This is a genomic window from Paraburkholderia dipogonis, assembly GCF_046027395.1.
GTDB lineage: Bacteria > Pseudomonadota > Gammaproteobacteria > Burkholderiales > Burkholderiaceae > Paraburkholderia > Paraburkholderia dipogonis_A.
The window spans coordinates 1-15509 of record NZ_JAQQEG010000064.1; the positions used below are offsets into that span (position 1 = coordinate 1).

13 protein-coding genes are annotated in these 15509 nt (G+C 63.4%); all 13 read left to right on the plus strand.

Annotated features, from left to right (window positions below):
- Positions 1-493 precede the first annotated feature (493 nt).
- The 13 genes from PQR32_RS39070 to clsB all read left to right on the plus strand — a co-directional run bounded on the left by PQR32_RS39070 (position 494) and on the right by clsB (position 15503).
- Positions 494-4588 carry a DUF3683 domain-containing protein gene (locus PQR32_RS39070; protein WP_408240297.1) on the plus strand — a complete coding sequence of 1365 codons (4095 nt, stop codon included), beginning with the start codon at positions 494-496 and terminating at the stop codon, positions 4586-4588.
- Between the two features lie 34 nt (positions 4589-4622).
- On the plus strand, positions 4623-5051 hold the full coding sequence (locus tag PQR32_RS39075; RefSeq protein ID WP_408240300.1) for an HIT family protein: 429 nt from the start codon (positions 4623-4625) through the stop codon (positions 5049-5051).
- Positions 5052-5136: 85 nt separating this feature from the next.
- Positions 5137-5550: a gamma-butyrobetaine hydroxylase family protein gene (locus PQR32_RS39080; RefSeq protein WP_408240303.1), complete on the plus strand. Its 414-nt coding sequence runs from the start codon at positions 5137-5139 to the stop codon at positions 5548-5550.
- Between the two features lie 67 nt (positions 5551-5617).
- Entirely contained in the window at positions 5618-6349 is a 732-nt protein-coding gene (gene ubiE / locus PQR32_RS39085) for a bifunctional demethylmenaquinone methyltransferase/2-methoxy-6-polyprenyl-1,4-benzoquinol methylase UbiE (protein WP_064265554.1), read from the plus strand.
- A 38-nt stretch (positions 6350-6387) separates the two neighbouring features.
- Positions 6388-7380: a Tim44 domain-containing protein gene (locus tag PQR32_RS39090; RefSeq protein ID WP_408240306.1), complete on the plus strand. Its 993-nt coding sequence runs from the start codon at positions 6388-6390 to the stop codon at positions 7378-7380.
- A gap of 151 nt (positions 7381-7531) precedes the next feature.
- The gene (locus PQR32_RS39095) at positions 7532-8176 is read left to right on the plus strand and encodes a ubiquinone biosynthesis accessory factor UbiJ (RefSeq protein WP_408240309.1); all 645 of its coding nucleotides are present in this window, start codon (positions 7532-7534) and stop codon (positions 8174-8176) included.
- A 15-nt stretch (positions 8177-8191) separates the two neighbouring features.
- Positions 8192-9769, plus strand: a complete 1578-nt coding sequence (gene ubiB, locus PQR32_RS39100) for a ubiquinone biosynthesis regulatory protein kinase UbiB (protein ID WP_408240312.1) — start codon at positions 8192-8194, stop codon at positions 9767-9769.
- A gap of 23 nt (positions 9770-9792) precedes the next feature.
- Positions 9793-10416 carry a class I SAM-dependent methyltransferase gene (locus tag PQR32_RS39105; protein WP_408240315.1) on the plus strand — a complete coding sequence of 208 codons (624 nt, stop codon included), beginning with the start codon at positions 9793-9795 and terminating at the stop codon, positions 10414-10416.
- Between the two features lie 182 nt (positions 10417-10598).
- Positions 10599-10976, plus strand: coding sequence for an FmdB family zinc ribbon protein (locus PQR32_RS39110; protein ID WP_408240318.1), 378 nt, complete (start codon positions 10599-10601; stop codon positions 10974-10976).
- 75 nt (positions 10977-11051) lie between these two features.
- The gene (locus PQR32_RS39115) at positions 11052-11705 is read left to right on the plus strand and encodes a DUF502 domain-containing protein (RefSeq protein WP_012431717.1); all 654 of its coding nucleotides are present in this window, start codon (positions 11052-11054) and stop codon (positions 11703-11705) included.
- Between the two features lie 67 nt (positions 11706-11772).
- Positions 11773-13572: an aspartate--tRNA ligase gene (aspS, locus tag PQR32_RS39120; RefSeq protein ID WP_408240321.1), complete on the plus strand. Its 1800-nt coding sequence runs from the start codon at positions 11773-11775 to the stop codon at positions 13570-13572.
- A gap of 171 nt (positions 13573-13743) precedes the next feature.
- Positions 13744-14247, plus strand: a complete 504-nt coding sequence (nudB, locus tag PQR32_RS39125) for a dihydroneopterin triphosphate diphosphatase (RefSeq protein ID WP_408240363.1) — start codon at positions 13744-13746, stop codon at positions 14245-14247.
- Positions 14244-15503: a cardiolipin synthase ClsB gene (gene clsB, locus PQR32_RS39130; RefSeq protein ID WP_408240324.1), complete on the plus strand. Its 1260-nt coding sequence runs from the start codon at positions 14244-14246 to the stop codon at positions 15501-15503. The genes nudB and clsB overlap by 4 nt, the downstream gene beginning before the upstream one ends.
- The last annotated feature ends 6 nt before the right edge of the window (positions 15504-15509 follow it).

Below are 15509 nucleotides of genomic sequence, written 5' to 3' on the forward strand. Positions count from 1 at the left end.
GGAAGCCATGCGGGTGGCGCGGAGCGCTTGGTGAGACGGGAAAGGGTCAATGATAGCGCCAACGGTGTACGCTCAGGCTCTCGTACAGCGCCGGCCGACCGTTCAGTCGGTCAATCGGATACATGGGCGCCGCCTTACGATTCGCCATGAAAGTGCCCAAACCCCCGCCGTTGTTCCGATTTCAGCCGTCAACGCGTGGCGGGATCATGCGGTAGAATTCCATTTTGGAATAAGGATCGGAAGATGCACTGGCAGCCTCGGATCGCCCACTTGATGCCCGCCCCGCGTGAGTCTTGCCCCGCGGCGGAGCGTCACGCCCGTCACGCACGATCGTGTAGCTATATCTGAGCGCCGCGAAGCGACCGGTGTGGGTTTGGCCGTCGGTCGTGCTTCGCTCCCCAAGAAGAAGATTTCCAGCATTGCGCGCCACGCGCACCGTCAGCCGACGCCTCATCGATGAGCGCGCCGGGTTGACCTACCGAGTCGTCCGAACATGAACGCACCTCAAGTTTTCGATCCGCACGGGGCCGCCGCCGCGGTGGCCACCGATCCCGAAGCGCGTCTGCGCGAAATTCCCTACAACTACACGTCGTTTTCCGATCGCGAAATCGTCATCCGCCTGCTCGGCGACGAAGCCTGGGCCGTGCTTGCCGAACTACGTGCGGAACGCCGCACCGGCCGCTCGGCACGGATGCTGTATGAAGTGCTCGGCGACATCTGGGTGGTGCGCCGCAATCCGTACCTGCAAGACGACCTGCTTGACAACCCGAAGCGCCGCGCAATGCTGATCGAGGCGCTGCATCACCGTTTGAGCGAGATCGAGAAGCGCCGCCGCGCCGATCTGACCGAACACGGCGATGAAGCGGGCGTTGACCGCGCCGCGCGTGTCGAAACGCTCGTGCAGGCCGCGCGCCGCGCCGTCGACCAATTCGCCAGCGAATTCCAGAAAACCTACGATCTGCGCAAGCGTGCGACCAAGGTGTTGGGCAAGGTCACGGAAAAGGACAACATCAAGTTCGACGGCCTGTCCCGCGTCTCGCACGTGACCGATGCGACCGACTGGCGCGTCGAATACCCGTTCGTCGTGCTCACGCCGGATACCGAAGCCGAGATCGCCGGCATGATCAAGGCGTGTTTCGAGCTCGGCCTGACCGTGATTCCGCGCGGAGGCGGCACGGGCTACACGGGCGGCGCGGTGCCGCTCACGCCGTTCTCGGCCGTCATCAACACTGAAAAGCTCGAACAGCTCGGCGCGGTCGAAATGACTGAATTGCCGGGCGTCGACCGTAAAGTCGCGACGATTTTCTCGGGTGCGGGCGTGGTCACGCGCCGTGTGACCGAGGCAGCCGAGCAGGCGGGCTTCGTGTTCGCCGTCGATCCGACTTCGCTGGATGCATCCTGCGTGGGCGGCAACGTCGCGATGAACGCGGGCGGCAAGAAGGCGGTGTTGTGGGGCACGGCGCTCGACAATCTCGCCTGGTGGCGCATGGTCGACCCGGAAGGGAACTGGCTCGAAGTCACGCGCCTCGAGCACAACATGGGCAAGATTCACGACATCGAAGTCGCGCGTTTCGAGCTCAAATGGTTCGACGGCAACTACGCGCCGGGCGAGAAACTGCTGCGCACGGAGGCGCTCGACATCAAGGGTCGCGTGTTCCGTAAGGAAGGTCTCGGCAAGGACGTCACGGATAAATTCCTCGCGGGTTTGCCGGGCGTGCAGAAGGAAGGCTGCGACGGGCTGATCACGTCCGCGCGTTGGGTGCTGCACAAGATGCCGGCGCACACGCGCACCGTCTGCCTCGAATTCTTCGGCCAGGCGCGCGACGCGATTCCGAGCATCGTCGAAATCAAGGATTATCTGTTCGAGACGTCGAAGCAGGGCGGCGCGATTCTCGCCGGCCTGGAGCACTTGGACGAGCGCTATCTGCGCGCGGTCGGCTACGCGACCAAGAGCAAGCGCAACGCGTTTCCGAAGATGGTGCTGATCGGCGACATCGTCGGCAATGATGCGGACGCAGTCGCGCAGGCCACCTCGGAAGTCGTGCGCATGGCCAACGGCAAGAGCGGCGAAGGCTTCGTCGCGGTCAACGCCGAGGCGCGCAAGCGCTTCTGGCTCGACCGCAGCCGTACGGCCGCGATCGCGAAACACACCAACGCGTTCAAGATCAACGAAGACGTGGTGATTCCGCTCGACCGCATGGGCGAGTACACGGACGGCATCGAGCGCATCAACATCGAGCTGTCGATCAAGAACAAGCTGCAACTGGTCGACGCGCTCGAAGCGTTCTTCAAGGCCGGCAAGCTGCCGCTCGGCAAGAGCGACGACGCCAACGAAATTCCGAGCGCCGAACTGCTCGAAGACCGCGTGCAGCAGGCGCTCGATCTGCTTAAACGCGTGCGCACGCGCTGGGAATTCCTGCGCGACAAACTCGACCTGTCGCTGCGTGAAGCACAGCACTATCTGGTCGGTCTCGGCTACGAAGGACTCGCGGAAAAGTTCGCCGACCGCGCGGACGCGCAGCCCGACGCGAACGTGTTCCATGTCACGCAGGACCGGACGATCCGCGTGTCGTGGAAGCAGGAAATCCGCGCTGAACTGCGGCAGATCTTCAACGGCGGCGAGTTCAAGCCGATCCTCGACGAAGCCGAGGCGATCCACAAGCAGGTGCTGCGCGGCCGCGTATTCGTCGCGCTGCACATGCACGCGGGCGACGGCAACGTCCACACGAACCTGCCGGTCAACTCCGACAACTACGAGATGCTGCAGGACGCCCACACGGCGGTCGCGCGCATCATGAAGCTGGCGCGTTCGCTCGACGGCGTGATTTCCGGCGAACACGGCATCGGCATCACCAAGCTCGAATTCCTCACTGAAGACGAGATCAGCGAATTCCGCCAGTACAAGCAGCGCGTCGATCCGCATGGCCGCTTCAATGCGGGCAAGCTGCTCGAAGGCGCTGACCTGCGCAACGCCTATACGCCGAGCTTCGGCCTGATGGGCTATGAATCGCTGATCATGCAGCAGTCCGACATCGGCGCGATTTCCGAGTCGATCAAGGACTGCTTGCGCTGCGGCAAGTGCAAACCGGTGTGCGCGACCCACGTGCCGCGCGCCAACCTGCTGTACAGCCCGCGCAACAAGATTCTCGCCACCTCGCTGCTGGTGGAGGCGTTCCTGTACGAGGAGCAGACACGTCGCGGCGTGTCGATCAAGCACTGGGACGAGTTCAACGACGTCGCGGATCACTGCACCGTCTGTCACAAATGCGTGACGCCGTGTCCGGTGAAGATCGACTTCGGCGACGTGACCATGAACATGCGCAACCTGCTGCGCAAGATGGGCAAGAAGAAGTTCAATCCGGGCAACGCGGCCGGCATGTTCTTCCTCAACGCGACGAACCCGCAGACCATCAATCTCGCGCGCACCGCGATGATGGGCATCGGCTACAAGGCGCAGCGCCTCGGCAACGACGTGTTGAAGAAGTTCGCGAAGAAGCAGACGGCGCACCCGCCGGCAACGGTCGGCAAGCCGCCGGTCACGCAGCAGGTGATCCACTTCATGAACAAGAAGATGCCGGGCAACCTGCCGAAGAAGACCGCGCGCGCGTTGCTCGACATCGAGGACAACAAGATCGTCCCGATCATCCGCAATCCGAAGACGACCACCGCCGACACGGAAGCGGTGTTCTACTTCCCGGGCTGCGGCTCCGAGCGGCTGTTCTCGCAGGTCGGCCTCGCCACCCAGGCCATGCTGTGGGAAGCGGGCGTGCAAACCGTGCTGCCGCCGGGCTATCTGTGCTGCGGCTATCCGCAACGCGGTTCGGGCCAGTACGACAAGGCCGAGCAGATCGTCACGGATAACCGTGTGCTGTTCCACCGCGTCGCCAACACGCTGAACTACCTCGACATCAAGACGGTGGTGGTGTCGTGCGGCACGTGCTACGACCAGCTTGCCGGTTACGAATTCGAGAAGATCTTCCCGGGCTGCCGGATCATCGACATCCACGAGTTTCTGCTGGAGAAAGGCATGAAGCTCGACGGCGTGAACGGCGTGCGCTACATGTACCACGACCCGTGCCACACGCCGATCAAGACGATGGACCCGGTCAAGCTCGTCAATCAGTTGATGGGCTCGGAGAAGGACGGCTACAAGATCGAGAAGAACGATCGCTGCTGTGGCGAATCCGGCACACTCGCGGTCACGCGTCCTGACATTTCGACACAGGTCCGATTCCGCAAAGAAGAGGAAATCCGTAAGGGCGCGGCGAAGCTGCGCGGCATTCCGCTCGTCGCCGAAGCCGGCGCGAACGGGATCAATCCGGCCAATGCATCGGCCGGCTCGGCGGGTGCGCCGGAAGGCTCCGTGCTCAAGGCCGGCGACGGCCCGCAGCCGAAGGGCGCCACCGACGTGAAGATCCTCACGAGCTGCCCGTCCTGCCTGCAAGGTCTGTCGCGTTACAACGAAGATGCGGGCATCGAGGCGGATTACATCGTCGTCGAGATGGCACGTCACGTGCTCGGTGAAGACTGGATGGTCGACTACGTGCAGCGTGCGAACAATGGCGGAATCGAGCGCGTGCTGGTTTAATGGCACGACTGACGATTTTTGCCTGAGGACGACGATGGATTGCGTTTTTTGCCGTGAAGATGGCGGCGATGTGCTGTGGCACGACGACACCTTGCGTGTCGTCCTCGCCGATGAACACGATTACCCGGGTTTTTGCCGGGTCATCTGGAACGAGCATGTGGCCGAGTTTTCCGATCTCGACGGAAACGACCGCGATCGCGTGATGAAGGCCGTGTACGCGGTCGAGCGTGCGATACGGCGCATCCTTGTCCCGGCCAAGGTCAACCTGGCGAGCCTCGGCAACCAGGTGCCGCACGTGCACTGGCACGTGATTCCGCGTTTTTCGAACGACGCTCATTTTCCGCTGCCCATCTGGGCGCCGCGCCAGCGCACGGTGTCCGAAGCCATGCTGTCGTCGCGCCGCGCGCAAGCTACCTTGCTGCGCGAAGCGGTGCGGCAGGAAATCGAACAGGCGTTGGCTTGAGCTTGAGCGCTCGCGAACCTGTCGCGACCGCGCCAGGCCGACGAAGGGCAAGAAGAATTGAGGCGGCGTTCTCTATGAGGTCAACATGAGTGGACTGACTCCCGATACTCCAGTGCCGACCGGCGTGGTCGTGCATTCCAAATCGCGTGTGCTCGAATTGCAGTACGCAAACGGCGAATCGTATCGCCTGCCGTTCGAACTGCTGCGCGTGTATTCACCGTCGGCGGAAGTGATGGGCCACGGGCCCGGCCAGGAAACGTTGCAGACCGGCAAGCGCGAAGTCACGATCACGATGATCGAAGGCGTCGGCAACTACGCGCTGCAGCCCACTTTCTCCGACGGGCACGCCACCGGCATCTATTCGTGGGACCTCCTGTACGACATGGCCGTACGTCAGGATGAACTCTGGCGCGACTATCTCGCCAAACTTCAGGCGGCCGGCGTCGACCGCGATACGCCGATGATTCAAGCCGGCGCTGCGCACGGGCACTGTCACTGATACGATTCGCCCCGAACGCCGCGCTGATGCGGCGCAACATTTCAGAATACGCGAAAGGACGAGCGCGATGAGCAAAACCCACTTCGGCTTTCAATCGGTCGACGAACAGGACAAGGCGCAGAAGGTGGCGGGCGTGTTCCACTCGGTTGCCGCCAACTACGACTTGATGAACGACCTGATGTCGGGCGGGTTGCACCGGGCGTGGAAGATGTTCACGATCGCCCAGGCCAACGTGCGGCCGGGCTACAAGGTGCTCGACATCGCGGGCGGGACGGGCGATCTGTCGAAGGCGTTCGCGAAGCAGGCAGGCGAAACCGGCGAAGTCTGGCACACCGACATCAATGAATCGATGCTGCGCGTGGGCCGCGACCGTCTTCTGGACAAAGGGGTAATCACCCCGGCGCTGCTCTGCGACGCCGAGAAGATTCCCTTTCCGGACAATTACTTCGACGTGGTGACCGTGGCATTCGGCTTGCGCAACATGACGCACAAGGATGTCGCGCTGGCGGAAATGCGGCGCGTGCTGAAACCGGCAGGGCGCCTGCTGGTGCTGGAATTTTCGAAGGTATGGGATCCGCTCAAAAAGGTCTACGACGTCTATTCTTTTAAGGTGTTGCCGTGGTTGGGCGAACGCTTTGCGAAAGATGCCGAGAGCTACCAATACCTCGCGGAATCGATCCGGATGCATCCGGACCAGGAAACTTTGAAAACAATGATGGAACAAGCGGGCCTGGATGGCGTCAAATATTACAATTTGTCAGCTGGCGTGGTAGCTTTGCATGTGGGGACCAAATACTAGGGTCCCTAACCCATCGATTTTTAAAGGAAAGTACCAAAATGTCCGATTCAGGTGTGTTATCTCCCCGTAAGGTTGGGCGGTCGCTGGTGAGAAGAATCGGACTGATCGCGATGGTCGGCCTGATCATGGCCGGCTCCCTCGCTTCGCTCGATGCGGAAGCTCGCCGCATGGGCGGTGGCCGTAGCATCGGCCGTCAGTCGAATAGCGTGACGCAGCAGTCCGCGCCGTCGCAACCTTCCCAAGGCAATCAGGCCATGCAGCAGCGTGCGCAGCCGGCACCGGCGCCCGCGCCGACGCCCGCCGCGCAGCCTAACCGTTCGCGCTGGCTCGGCCCGATCGCCGGTCTGGCGGCCGGTCTCGGCATCGCCGCGTTGCTGTCGCACTTCGGCCTTGGCGGCGCGTTCGCCGGCGCCATGGCCAATATCATCGTGATTGCGATCATCGCGATGATCGGCATCTGGCTGATCCGCCGCTTCATGGGCCGCAAGCGCGACACGGCGCAGCCGGCGTACGCGGGCAGCTCGCCGTCGCTGAACTCGGGCGGCACGGGCTACTCGCAGGAACCGCGTTATAGCGCGCCGCCCACCGGCTCGTACGTCGAACCGCAAGGCAATCCGCTGAGCACGTCGAGCGTCAACGCCGTGCCCGCGGTGCCGGCCGGCTTCGACTCTGAGGCGTTTCTGCGCAACGCAAAGGTCTATTTCGTGCGCCTGCAAGCCGCATGGGACGTCGGCAACACGGAAGACATCCGCGAATTCACCACGCCGGAAATGTTCGCCGAGGTGAAGGTCGATCTGTCTTCGCGCGGTGCGGAGACGAATCAGACGGACGTGGTGCAACTGAACGCCGAGCTGCTGGGCGTTGAAGAGCGCGCGAACGAATACTTTGCCAGCGTGCGCTTCTCGGGCCTGATCCGCGAAGCACCGGGCGCGGCGGCGGAGCCGTTCGTCGAAGTATGGAACCTGTCCAAGGCGAACCGTGCCGGTGAAGGCTGGCTGCTCGCCGGCATCCAGCAGGTGGCGCAGCACTGAGCAACTGCGCGACCGCGCGAGGCAGGGCTGCTTGTCTTGACTTTGCGCCACGCGTTGGCCGTTCGGCATAGCAGGCCGCGAAGCGAACGGACGTTACAATAGGAACCCGCGCGGGCACCTCGCTCGCGCGGGTTTTTTCTTGCCACCTTCAATGACCCTCGCCGCCAAGCCCTTCGCTGCTGCTGTCAATCATCTGCTCGCCCGCGAATCGTGGGCTCGTGAGCGCCTCGCCCCCTACGCGGGCAAGACCGCGAGACTGTCATGTCCGCCGGTCGTGCTGATGCTGCTGGTGCAACCGGACGGCTATCTGAGCGCGGTCGCCGCCACCGAGGCGCAACAGTTCGACGTGACCATCTCGGTGCCGTCCGACGCGCTGCCCGCTTTCGTGCAAGGAGGCCAGGCGGCAGTGATGAAGCACGTGAAGATCGAGGGCGACGCCGAATTCGCCACCGTGATCGCCAAGCTCGCCGAACATCTGCGCTGGGAGCCGGAAGAAGATCTGGCCAAGCTCATTGGCGACGGCCCGGCGTGGCGGGTGGCCTCGGTCGTGCGCTCGGTCGGCGAACATGTGCAGCGCACCGGGCGCAATCTGCTCGACACCGCCGCTGAATATCTGCTCGACGAGAATCCGCAACTGGTGCGCCGCGCCGCGCTCGAGGACTTCAACGTCGAGCTGGCCCGCGCGCGCGACGCACTGGCGCGCGTGGAAAAACGCCTCGAGCGTCTTGAACAGAAGGTCGAAGCCCGCGGCGCCGATGCGCCGGGCGGCGCCGCCACGTCGCGCGGCACGCGCTAGTCACCGGGCACAACTATGCGTTTTCTGCGTTTCCTCAAGATTTTTTTCACGGTCATCCGCTTCGGTCTCGATGAGATGATGCTCAGCCGCGTCAACGACCGGCGCGTGCGTCTGCTGCTGCGTATCACCACCATCGGCCGCAAGTTCGATGCGCCGCCGGGCGTGCGTTTGCGGCTCGCGCTGGAAAGCCTCGGGCCGATCTTCGTCAAGTTCGGGCAGGTTTTGTCCACGCGGCGGGATCTGTTGCCGGTGGATATCGCCAACGAACTGGCGAAACTCCAGGATCAGGTGCCGCCGTTCGATTCGGCGGTGGCGATCGGTCTGGTCGAGAAGTCGCTCGGCGCGCCGGTCGACGTGCTGTTCGACGACTTCGAACGGGTGCCGGTGGCGAGCGCCTCGATCGCGCAGGTGCATTTCGCCACGGTCAAGGCCGGGCAGCATGCCGGCAAGGCCGTCGCCGTGAAGGTGCTGCGCCCGAACATGCTGCCGGTGATCGATTCCGACCTCGCCTTGCTGCGCGACATCGCCGTGTGGGCCGAGCGCCTGTGGGCCGACGGCAAGCGTCTGAAGCCACGCGAGGTGGTCGCCGAATTCGACAAATATCTGCATGACGAACTGGACCTGATGCGCGAGGCGGCCAACGGCAGCCAATTGCGGCGCAACTTCGCCGGGCTCGATCTGCTGCTGGTGCCGGAGATGTACTGGGAGTTTTGCACGCCCACGGTGCTGGTCATGGAGCGCATGGTCGGCGTGCCGATCAGCCAGGTGGAGACGCTGCGCGCGGCCGGCGTCGATATTCCGAAGCTGGCGCGCGAAGGCGTCGAGATTTTCTTCACCCAGGTGTTCCGCGACGGCTTTTTCCACGCCGATATGCACCCGGGCAACATTCAGGTGAGTCTCGATCCGAAGCACTTCGGCCGCTATATCGCGCTCGACTTCGGCATCATCGGCGCGCTGTCGGACTTCGATAAGAACTATCTCGCGCAGAACTTCCTCGCGTTCTTCAAGCGTGACTACCATCGCGTCGCCACGCTGCATCTGGAGTCGGGCTGGGTGCCGCCGACTACCCGCGTGGAAGAACTCGAGAGCGCGATCCGCGCGGTGTGCGAGCCGTACTTCGACCGCGCGCTGAAAGATATTTCGCTCGGCCAGGTTCTGATGCGCCTGTTCTCCACCTCGCGCCGCTTCAATGTCGAGATCCAGCCGCAACTGGTGCTGTTGCAAAAAACCATGCTGAACGTGGAAGGCCTTGGCCGTTCGCTCGATCCCGAACTGGATCTGTGGAAGACGGCCAAGCCTTATCTCGAACGCTGGATGAACGAACAGATCGGCGTGCGTGGCTGGTATGAGCGCCTGAAGATCGAGGCGCCGCAGTGGAGCAAGACGCTGCCGCAGTTGCCGCGCCTGATTCATCACGTGCTGGCCGAGCGCCACGACAACAAGCGCGGCGCGAACGACGACATGATTCGCCAGATTCTGCTCGAGCAGAAACGCACCAACCGGCTGTTGCAAGGATTGCTGCTGTTCGGCGTGGCGGTCGGCGTCGGCGCGGTGCTGGCGCGGGCTTTTCTGGTGCTCGTTTACGGCGGTTGATTGCGATCCCTGCGAGGTAACCGATGAGCGACCCGACCCAACCCTTTGCGCCCGACTTCGAGAGCCGCGACCCCAACTCGCCGGAGTTCTGGGACGAGCGTTTCGAGCGCCGTTTCATGCCGTGGGACCAGGCGGGCGTGCCGTCCGCGTTTCAGTCGTTCGCCGCTCGCCACAGTGGCGCCGCCGTGCTGATTCCAGGTTGCGGCAGCGCGTACGAAGCGGTTTGGTTGGCCGGGCAGGGCAATCCGGTCCGGGCGATCGACTTTTCACCGGCTGCCGTCGCGGCGGCGCATGAACAGTTGGGCGCGCAGCACGCGAAACTGGTGGAGCAGGCGGATTTCTTCACGTATGAGCCGCCTTTCACGCCGGCCTGGATCTACGAGCGCGCGTTCCTTTGCGCGCTGCCGCTTTCGCGCCGCACGGACTATGCACGACGGATGGCCGACCTGCTGCGCGGCGGGGCGTTGCTCGCGGGCTTCTTTTTCATCGGTGTGACGCCGAAAGGGCCGCCGTTTGGCATCGAGCGCGTGGAACTCGACGCGCTCCTCACACCGTACTTCGAGCTGATCGAAGATGAAGCCGTGCACGATTCGATTGCCGTCTTCGCGGGACGTGAGCGCTGGCTAACCTGGCGTCGCCGCGGCTGACCGCGCGGCTGCGGCGCTTGACGGCGACGCCCGCCGCACTTGATTCGACTACGGCCGCCCCCACTTAACGCAACGGCGGCTGCGTCGAGCGCTTGTCCCCAAAATCCGGGGGAGGGATATCGTTTGCGGCTATAATTCAAGGCTTTGCAAGCGTTTACTAGATTTCAGTAGGGAAAAAGATCATGCCGATCTACGCTTATCGTTGCGAATCATGCGGCTTCGGGAAGGACGTGCTTCAGAAGATCAGCGACCCGCAGTTGACGCAGTGTCCCGAGTGCGGGAAAGACACGTTTCGCAAGCAGGTCACGGCTGCCGGCTTCCAGTTGAAGGGCTCCGGCTGGTACGTGACCGATTTTCGCGGCGGCAATGGCGGCGCGAGCGCGCCGGCCAAGCCCGACGCCAACGGCGCCTCAAATGGCGCCTCCGGCGAGAACGCGGGCGCCAATAATGGCGCCGCGCAATCCGACGCAGCGCCGGCCAGCAGCACGGCTGCAACGCCGTCCGCGCCTGCTGCCGCACCGGTCGCTTCGGCGAGTTCGAGCGGTTCCGGCAGCGCCTAGCAGGACTGCCGCCCTCCGGGGCGGCGCACACGCCGCGCCTTGGGCTTCGGCCCGCGCGGCTTTCTGGCGGTACACATGACGACGAAAAAAACGACGCTCAAATCGGTGTTCCTGACTGGCCTGCTGGTGCTGGTGCCTTTGGCCATCACACTGTGGGTGCTCGGTCTGATCATCGGCACGATGGACCAGACGCTGCTTCTGCTGCCGCGCGCGTGGCAGCCGGAGCGCCTGTTCGGCTTTCGCCTGCCCGGCCTCGGTGCAGTGCTCACGCTCGCCTTCATCTTTGTCGTTGGACTGTTGACGCAGAACTTCATTGGGCAGAAGCTCGTGAAGTGGTGGGAAGTCGTGGTCGCTCACATTCCGGTGGTCGGCCCGATCTACACCAGCGTCAAGCAGGTGTCCGATACCCTGCTGTCGAGCAGCGGCAACGCGTTCCGCAAGGCGCTTCTGATCGAGTACCCGCGCCGCGGCTCCTATACGATTGCGTTTCTGACCGGCATTCCGGGCGGCGACGTCATCAATCACCTGAAAGAAGATCACGTCAGCGTGTATGTGCCGACTACGCCGAATCCAACCTCCGGCTTCTTCCTGATGGTGCCCAAGAGCGAAGTGATCGAACTCGACATGACGGTCGACGCCGCGCTCAAGTACATCGTCTCGATGGGCGTCGTGGCGCCGTCCGCGCCGCCGGCGCCGGTGCGCCGCACGACAGTCGAGCCTCCGCTGTAATGCCGGCGCGCTGCCGTGTTTCGCTGCGGCGCGCCGTTCAACCAATGCAAAACGAAAGACAAACATCATGTCGATGAGATCTGAATACTGCGGTCTGGTGACCGAAGAACTGCTGGGCCAATCCGTCTCGCTGTGCGGCTGGGTGAGCCGCCGCCGCGACCATGGCGGCGTCATCTTCATCGACCTGCGCGATCGCGAAGGCCTCGTCCAGGTCGTTTGCGACCCGGACCGCGCGGAGATGTTCAAGGCGGCCGAAGGCGTGCGCAACGAGTTCTGCCTGCAGATCAAGGGCGTGGTTCGTGCCCGTCCGGAAGGCACCACCAACGCCGCGCTCAAGAGCGGCAAGATCGAAGTGCTGTGCCACGAGCTGATCGTGCTCAACCCGTCGATCACGCCGCCGTTCCAGCTCGACGACGACAACCTGTCGGAAACCACGCGTCTCACGCACCGCGTGCTGGACCTGCGCCGTCCGCAGATGCAGCACAACCTGCGTCTGCGTTACCGCGTCGCGATCGAAGCGCGCAAGTACCTCGACTCGCTCGGCTTTATCGACATCGAAACGCCGATGCTGACCAAGAGCACGCCGGAAGGCGCGCGTGACTACCTCGTGCCGTCGCGTACGAACCCGGGCCAGTTCTTCGCGCTGCCGCAATCGCCGCAACTGTTCAAGCAACTGCTGATGGTGGCGAACTTCGATCGCTACTACCAGATCGTCAAGTGCTTCCGCGACGAAGACCTGCGCGCCGACCGTCAGCCGGAATTCACGCAGATCGACTGCGAAACCTCGTTCCTGTCGGAACAGGAAATTCGCGATCTGTTCGAAGACATGATCCGTCATGTGTTCAAGGAAACGATCGGCGTCACGCTGGACGCGAAGTTCCCGGTCATGCTGTATTCGGAAGCCATGCGCCGCTTCGGTTCGGACAAGCCGGACCTGCGCGTGAAGCTCGAATTCACGGACCTCACGGATGCGGTTCGCGACGTCGATTTCAAGGTGTTCAGCACGCCGGCGAACACGAAAGACGGCCGTGTCGCGGCCATTCGCGTGCCGAAGGGCGGCGAGCTTTCGCGTGGCGACATCGACAGCTACACGGAATTCGTGCGCATCTACGGCGCGAAGGGCCTCGCGTGGATCAAGGTCAACGAAGTCGCGAAGGGCCGTGACGGTCTGCAAAGCCCGATCGTCAAGAACCTGCACGACGAAGCGGTCAAGGCGATCATCGAGCGCACCGGCGCGCAAGACGGCGACATCATCTTCTTCGCCGCGGATCGCGCGAAGGTGGTGAACGACAGCCTCGGCGCACTGCGTCTGAAGATCGGTCATTCGGAATTCGGCAAGGCCAATGGTCTTGTCGAGACCGGCTGGAAGCCGCTGTGGGTGGTCGACTTCCCGATGTTCGAATACGACGAGGAAGACAACCGCTACGTCGCCGCGCATCACCCGTTCACGAGCCCGAAGGACGAGCACCTCGAGTATCTGGAAACGGATCCGGCGCGCTGCCTCGCGAAGGCCTACGACATGGTGCTGAACGGCTGGGAAATCGGCGGCGGCTCGGTGCGTATCCATCGTGAAGAAGTGCAGAGCAAGGTGTTCCGCGCGCTGAAGATCAACGCGGAAGAAGCGCAAGCCAAGTTCGGCTTCCTGCTCGACGCGCTGCAATACGGCGCGCCGCCGCACGGCGGTATCGCGTTCGGTCTGGACCGCATCGTCACGATGATGGCCGGCGCCGATTCGATCCGCGACGTGATCGCGTTCCCGAAAACGCAGCGCGCGCAGTGTCTGCTCACGCAGGCGCCGAGCGAAGTGGACGAGCGTCAGTTGCGTGAGTTGCACATCCGCCTGCGTCAGCCGGAACCGAAGGTGTAAATAGGCTAAAGCCAGTCAGTGCTGTCTGAAAAACGACAGCGGGAGCAACCGGAAAAGGCGCGTCATGCGCCTTTTTCGTTTTTTGCGTTACAGTCGATGCAACTGCTTGGACCGCTCCCCGGACCACTCGCCGACATGTACCGCGCAAGCGTTGCGCCCCGTTTTCACGCCATGCCGAAACCGCCGAAGATTCCGCAATCCGTACTCGTCATCATCCATACGCCCGCGCTCGACGTGCTGCTGATCGAGCGCGCCGATCACGCCGGGTTCTGGCAATCGGTCACGGGCTCCAAAGACCGGCTCGATGAGCCGCTCGCCGAGACGGCCACGCGCGAAGTCGCCGAAGAGACCGGCATTGTAGTGGGCGGTGCGCAAGTGCCGCACAGCGCGTTGTTCGACTGGCAATATTCGATCGAATACGAGATCTACCCGGAGTTCCGCTATCGCTATGCAGAAGGCGTGATCCACAACACCGAGCACTGGTTCAGCCTGCAGGTGCCCGAGCAACTCGAGGTCACGCTGGCGCCGCGCGAGCACACCGCGTTTCTGTGGCTGCCGTATGAAGAGGCGGCGTCGCGCTGCTTTTCGTCGTCGAATGCCGATGCGATCCTGCAGTTGCCTAAGCGGCTCAGTGGGCGTGCTGTCGTTGGGCATCCCACGGAGCGTGGCCGGTGAGCGTCGGCGGCGCGCGCCGCTTCGCCCGACTGCGGCAATCGTTGCTCGGCCGCCGCTATTGGCAGCGTTACCGCTTCACCAGCGGCAACGACGTCAAGCTGCTGCGTTCCGGCGATGAATTCTTCAGCGCGCTGATCGCGCGTGTCGATGCCGCGCAGAGCGACGTGGTGCTCGAAACGTATATCTTCTGCTACGACAACGCCGGGCAGGCGGTCAGCGCGGCGCTCTTGCGCGCCGCCGCGCGCGGCGTGAAGGTGCGTGCGATCACCGACGGCATCGGCACCGCGCGTTTGCCGCTGTTCAACGAGTGGCCCGTCGCCGGCATCGATCATCGCATCTACAACCCGCATCTGTTCGGCCGCTTCGGCTTTTCGCGCACGCACCGCAAACTCGCGGTGATCGACGATCAGTTCGCGTACTGCGGCGGGATCAACATCGTCGACGATTACGAGAACAACGGCGAGAAGCTGCCATACCGACGGTGGGACTTCGCGGTCGAATTGCATGGGCCGGTGGTCGCCGATGTTCGCCAGGCGTTCGAAGTGCAGTGGCGGCGGATTCGACTCGGGCATCGGCCGATCGAGTCCATGGAGCCGGATCTCGGGCCGAACACCACGGCCTCGCTCGGCAGTCTGCGGCGCAGGCGCCGGCGTCGTAACGAAGAATTGTGGGCGGGCGGTCAGCCCTGCGTGGCGTTCGTCGCGCGCGACAACCTGATCAACCGGCGCGCTATCGAGAAAGCGTATCTGGCGGCGATCGGCCAGGCGCGCAACGAAGTCCTGCTCGCCAATCCGTATTTCATGCCGGGGCGCAAGCTGCGGCGCGCGCTGGTGTTCGCGGCGCGGCGCGGCGTGGTGGTGAAGCTCATTATCGGGCGGAAGGAATTCAAGGCGCTCGATTACGCGGTGCCGTTCCTGTATCGCGCGCTGCTCAGGGCCGGCGTGCAGATCGCCGAGTACGAGAAAACGTTGCTGCACGGTAAGGTCGCGGTGGTGGATTCGAACTGGGCGACGGTCGGCTCGTCGAACCTCGACGCGCTGAGCCTGATGCTCAACAACGAAGCCAATGTGGTGCTGGTGAACGACCCGTCGATCGACGCGCTGCGCGACGCGATCCTCGTCGCCTTCAAGGACTCGCGGCGTATCGACGAAGCGCGCTACGACGCCCGCCCGGCCGGTGAGCGCGCACTCAACTGGCTCGCCTACACGACCTACCGGGCCGTGATGAAACTGCTGACGGTGGGCGGATACGACTGATTTGCG

Bases quoted from the DNA above. Each gene is read 5' to 3' on its own strand.
- PQR32_RS39070 (WP_408240297.1), top strand. From the start codon at position 494: ATGAACGCACCTCAAGTTTTCGATCCGCACGGGGCCGCCGCCGCGGTG.
- PQR32_RS39075 (WP_408240300.1), top strand. From the start codon at position 4,623: ATGGATTGCGTTTTTTGCCGTGAAGATGGCGGCGATGTGCTGTGGCAC.
- PQR32_RS39080 (WP_408240303.1), top strand. From the start codon at position 5,137: ATGAGTGGACTGACTCCCGATACTCCAGTGCCGACCGGCGTGGTCGTG.
- ubiE (WP_064265554.1), top strand. From the start codon at position 5,618: ATGAGCAAAACCCACTTCGGCTTTCAATCGGTCGACGAACAGGACAAG.
- PQR32_RS39090 (WP_408240306.1), top strand. From the start codon at position 6,388: ATGTCCGATTCAGGTGTGTTATCTCCCCGTAAGGTTGGGCGGTCGCTG.
- PQR32_RS39095 (WP_408240309.1), top strand. From the start codon at position 7,532: ATGACCCTCGCCGCCAAGCCCTTCGCTGCTGCTGTCAATCATCTGCTC.
- ubiB (WP_408240312.1), top strand. From the start codon at position 8,192: ATGCGTTTTCTGCGTTTCCTCAAGATTTTTTTCACGGTCATCCGCTTC.
- PQR32_RS39105 (WP_408240315.1), top strand. From the start codon at position 9,793: ATGAGCGACCCGACCCAACCCTTTGCGCCCGACTTCGAGAGCCGCGAC.
- PQR32_RS39110 (WP_408240318.1), top strand. From the start codon at position 10,599: ATGCCGATCTACGCTTATCGTTGCGAATCATGCGGCTTCGGGAAGGAC.
- PQR32_RS39115 (WP_012431717.1), top strand. From the start codon at position 11,052: ATGACGACGAAAAAAACGACGCTCAAATCGGTGTTCCTGACTGGCCTG.
- aspS (WP_408240321.1), top strand. From the start codon at position 11,773: ATGTCGATGAGATCTGAATACTGCGGTCTGGTGACCGAAGAACTGCTG.
- nudB (WP_408240363.1), top strand. From the start codon at position 13,744: ATGCCGAAACCGCCGAAGATTCCGCAATCCGTACTCGTCATCATCCAT.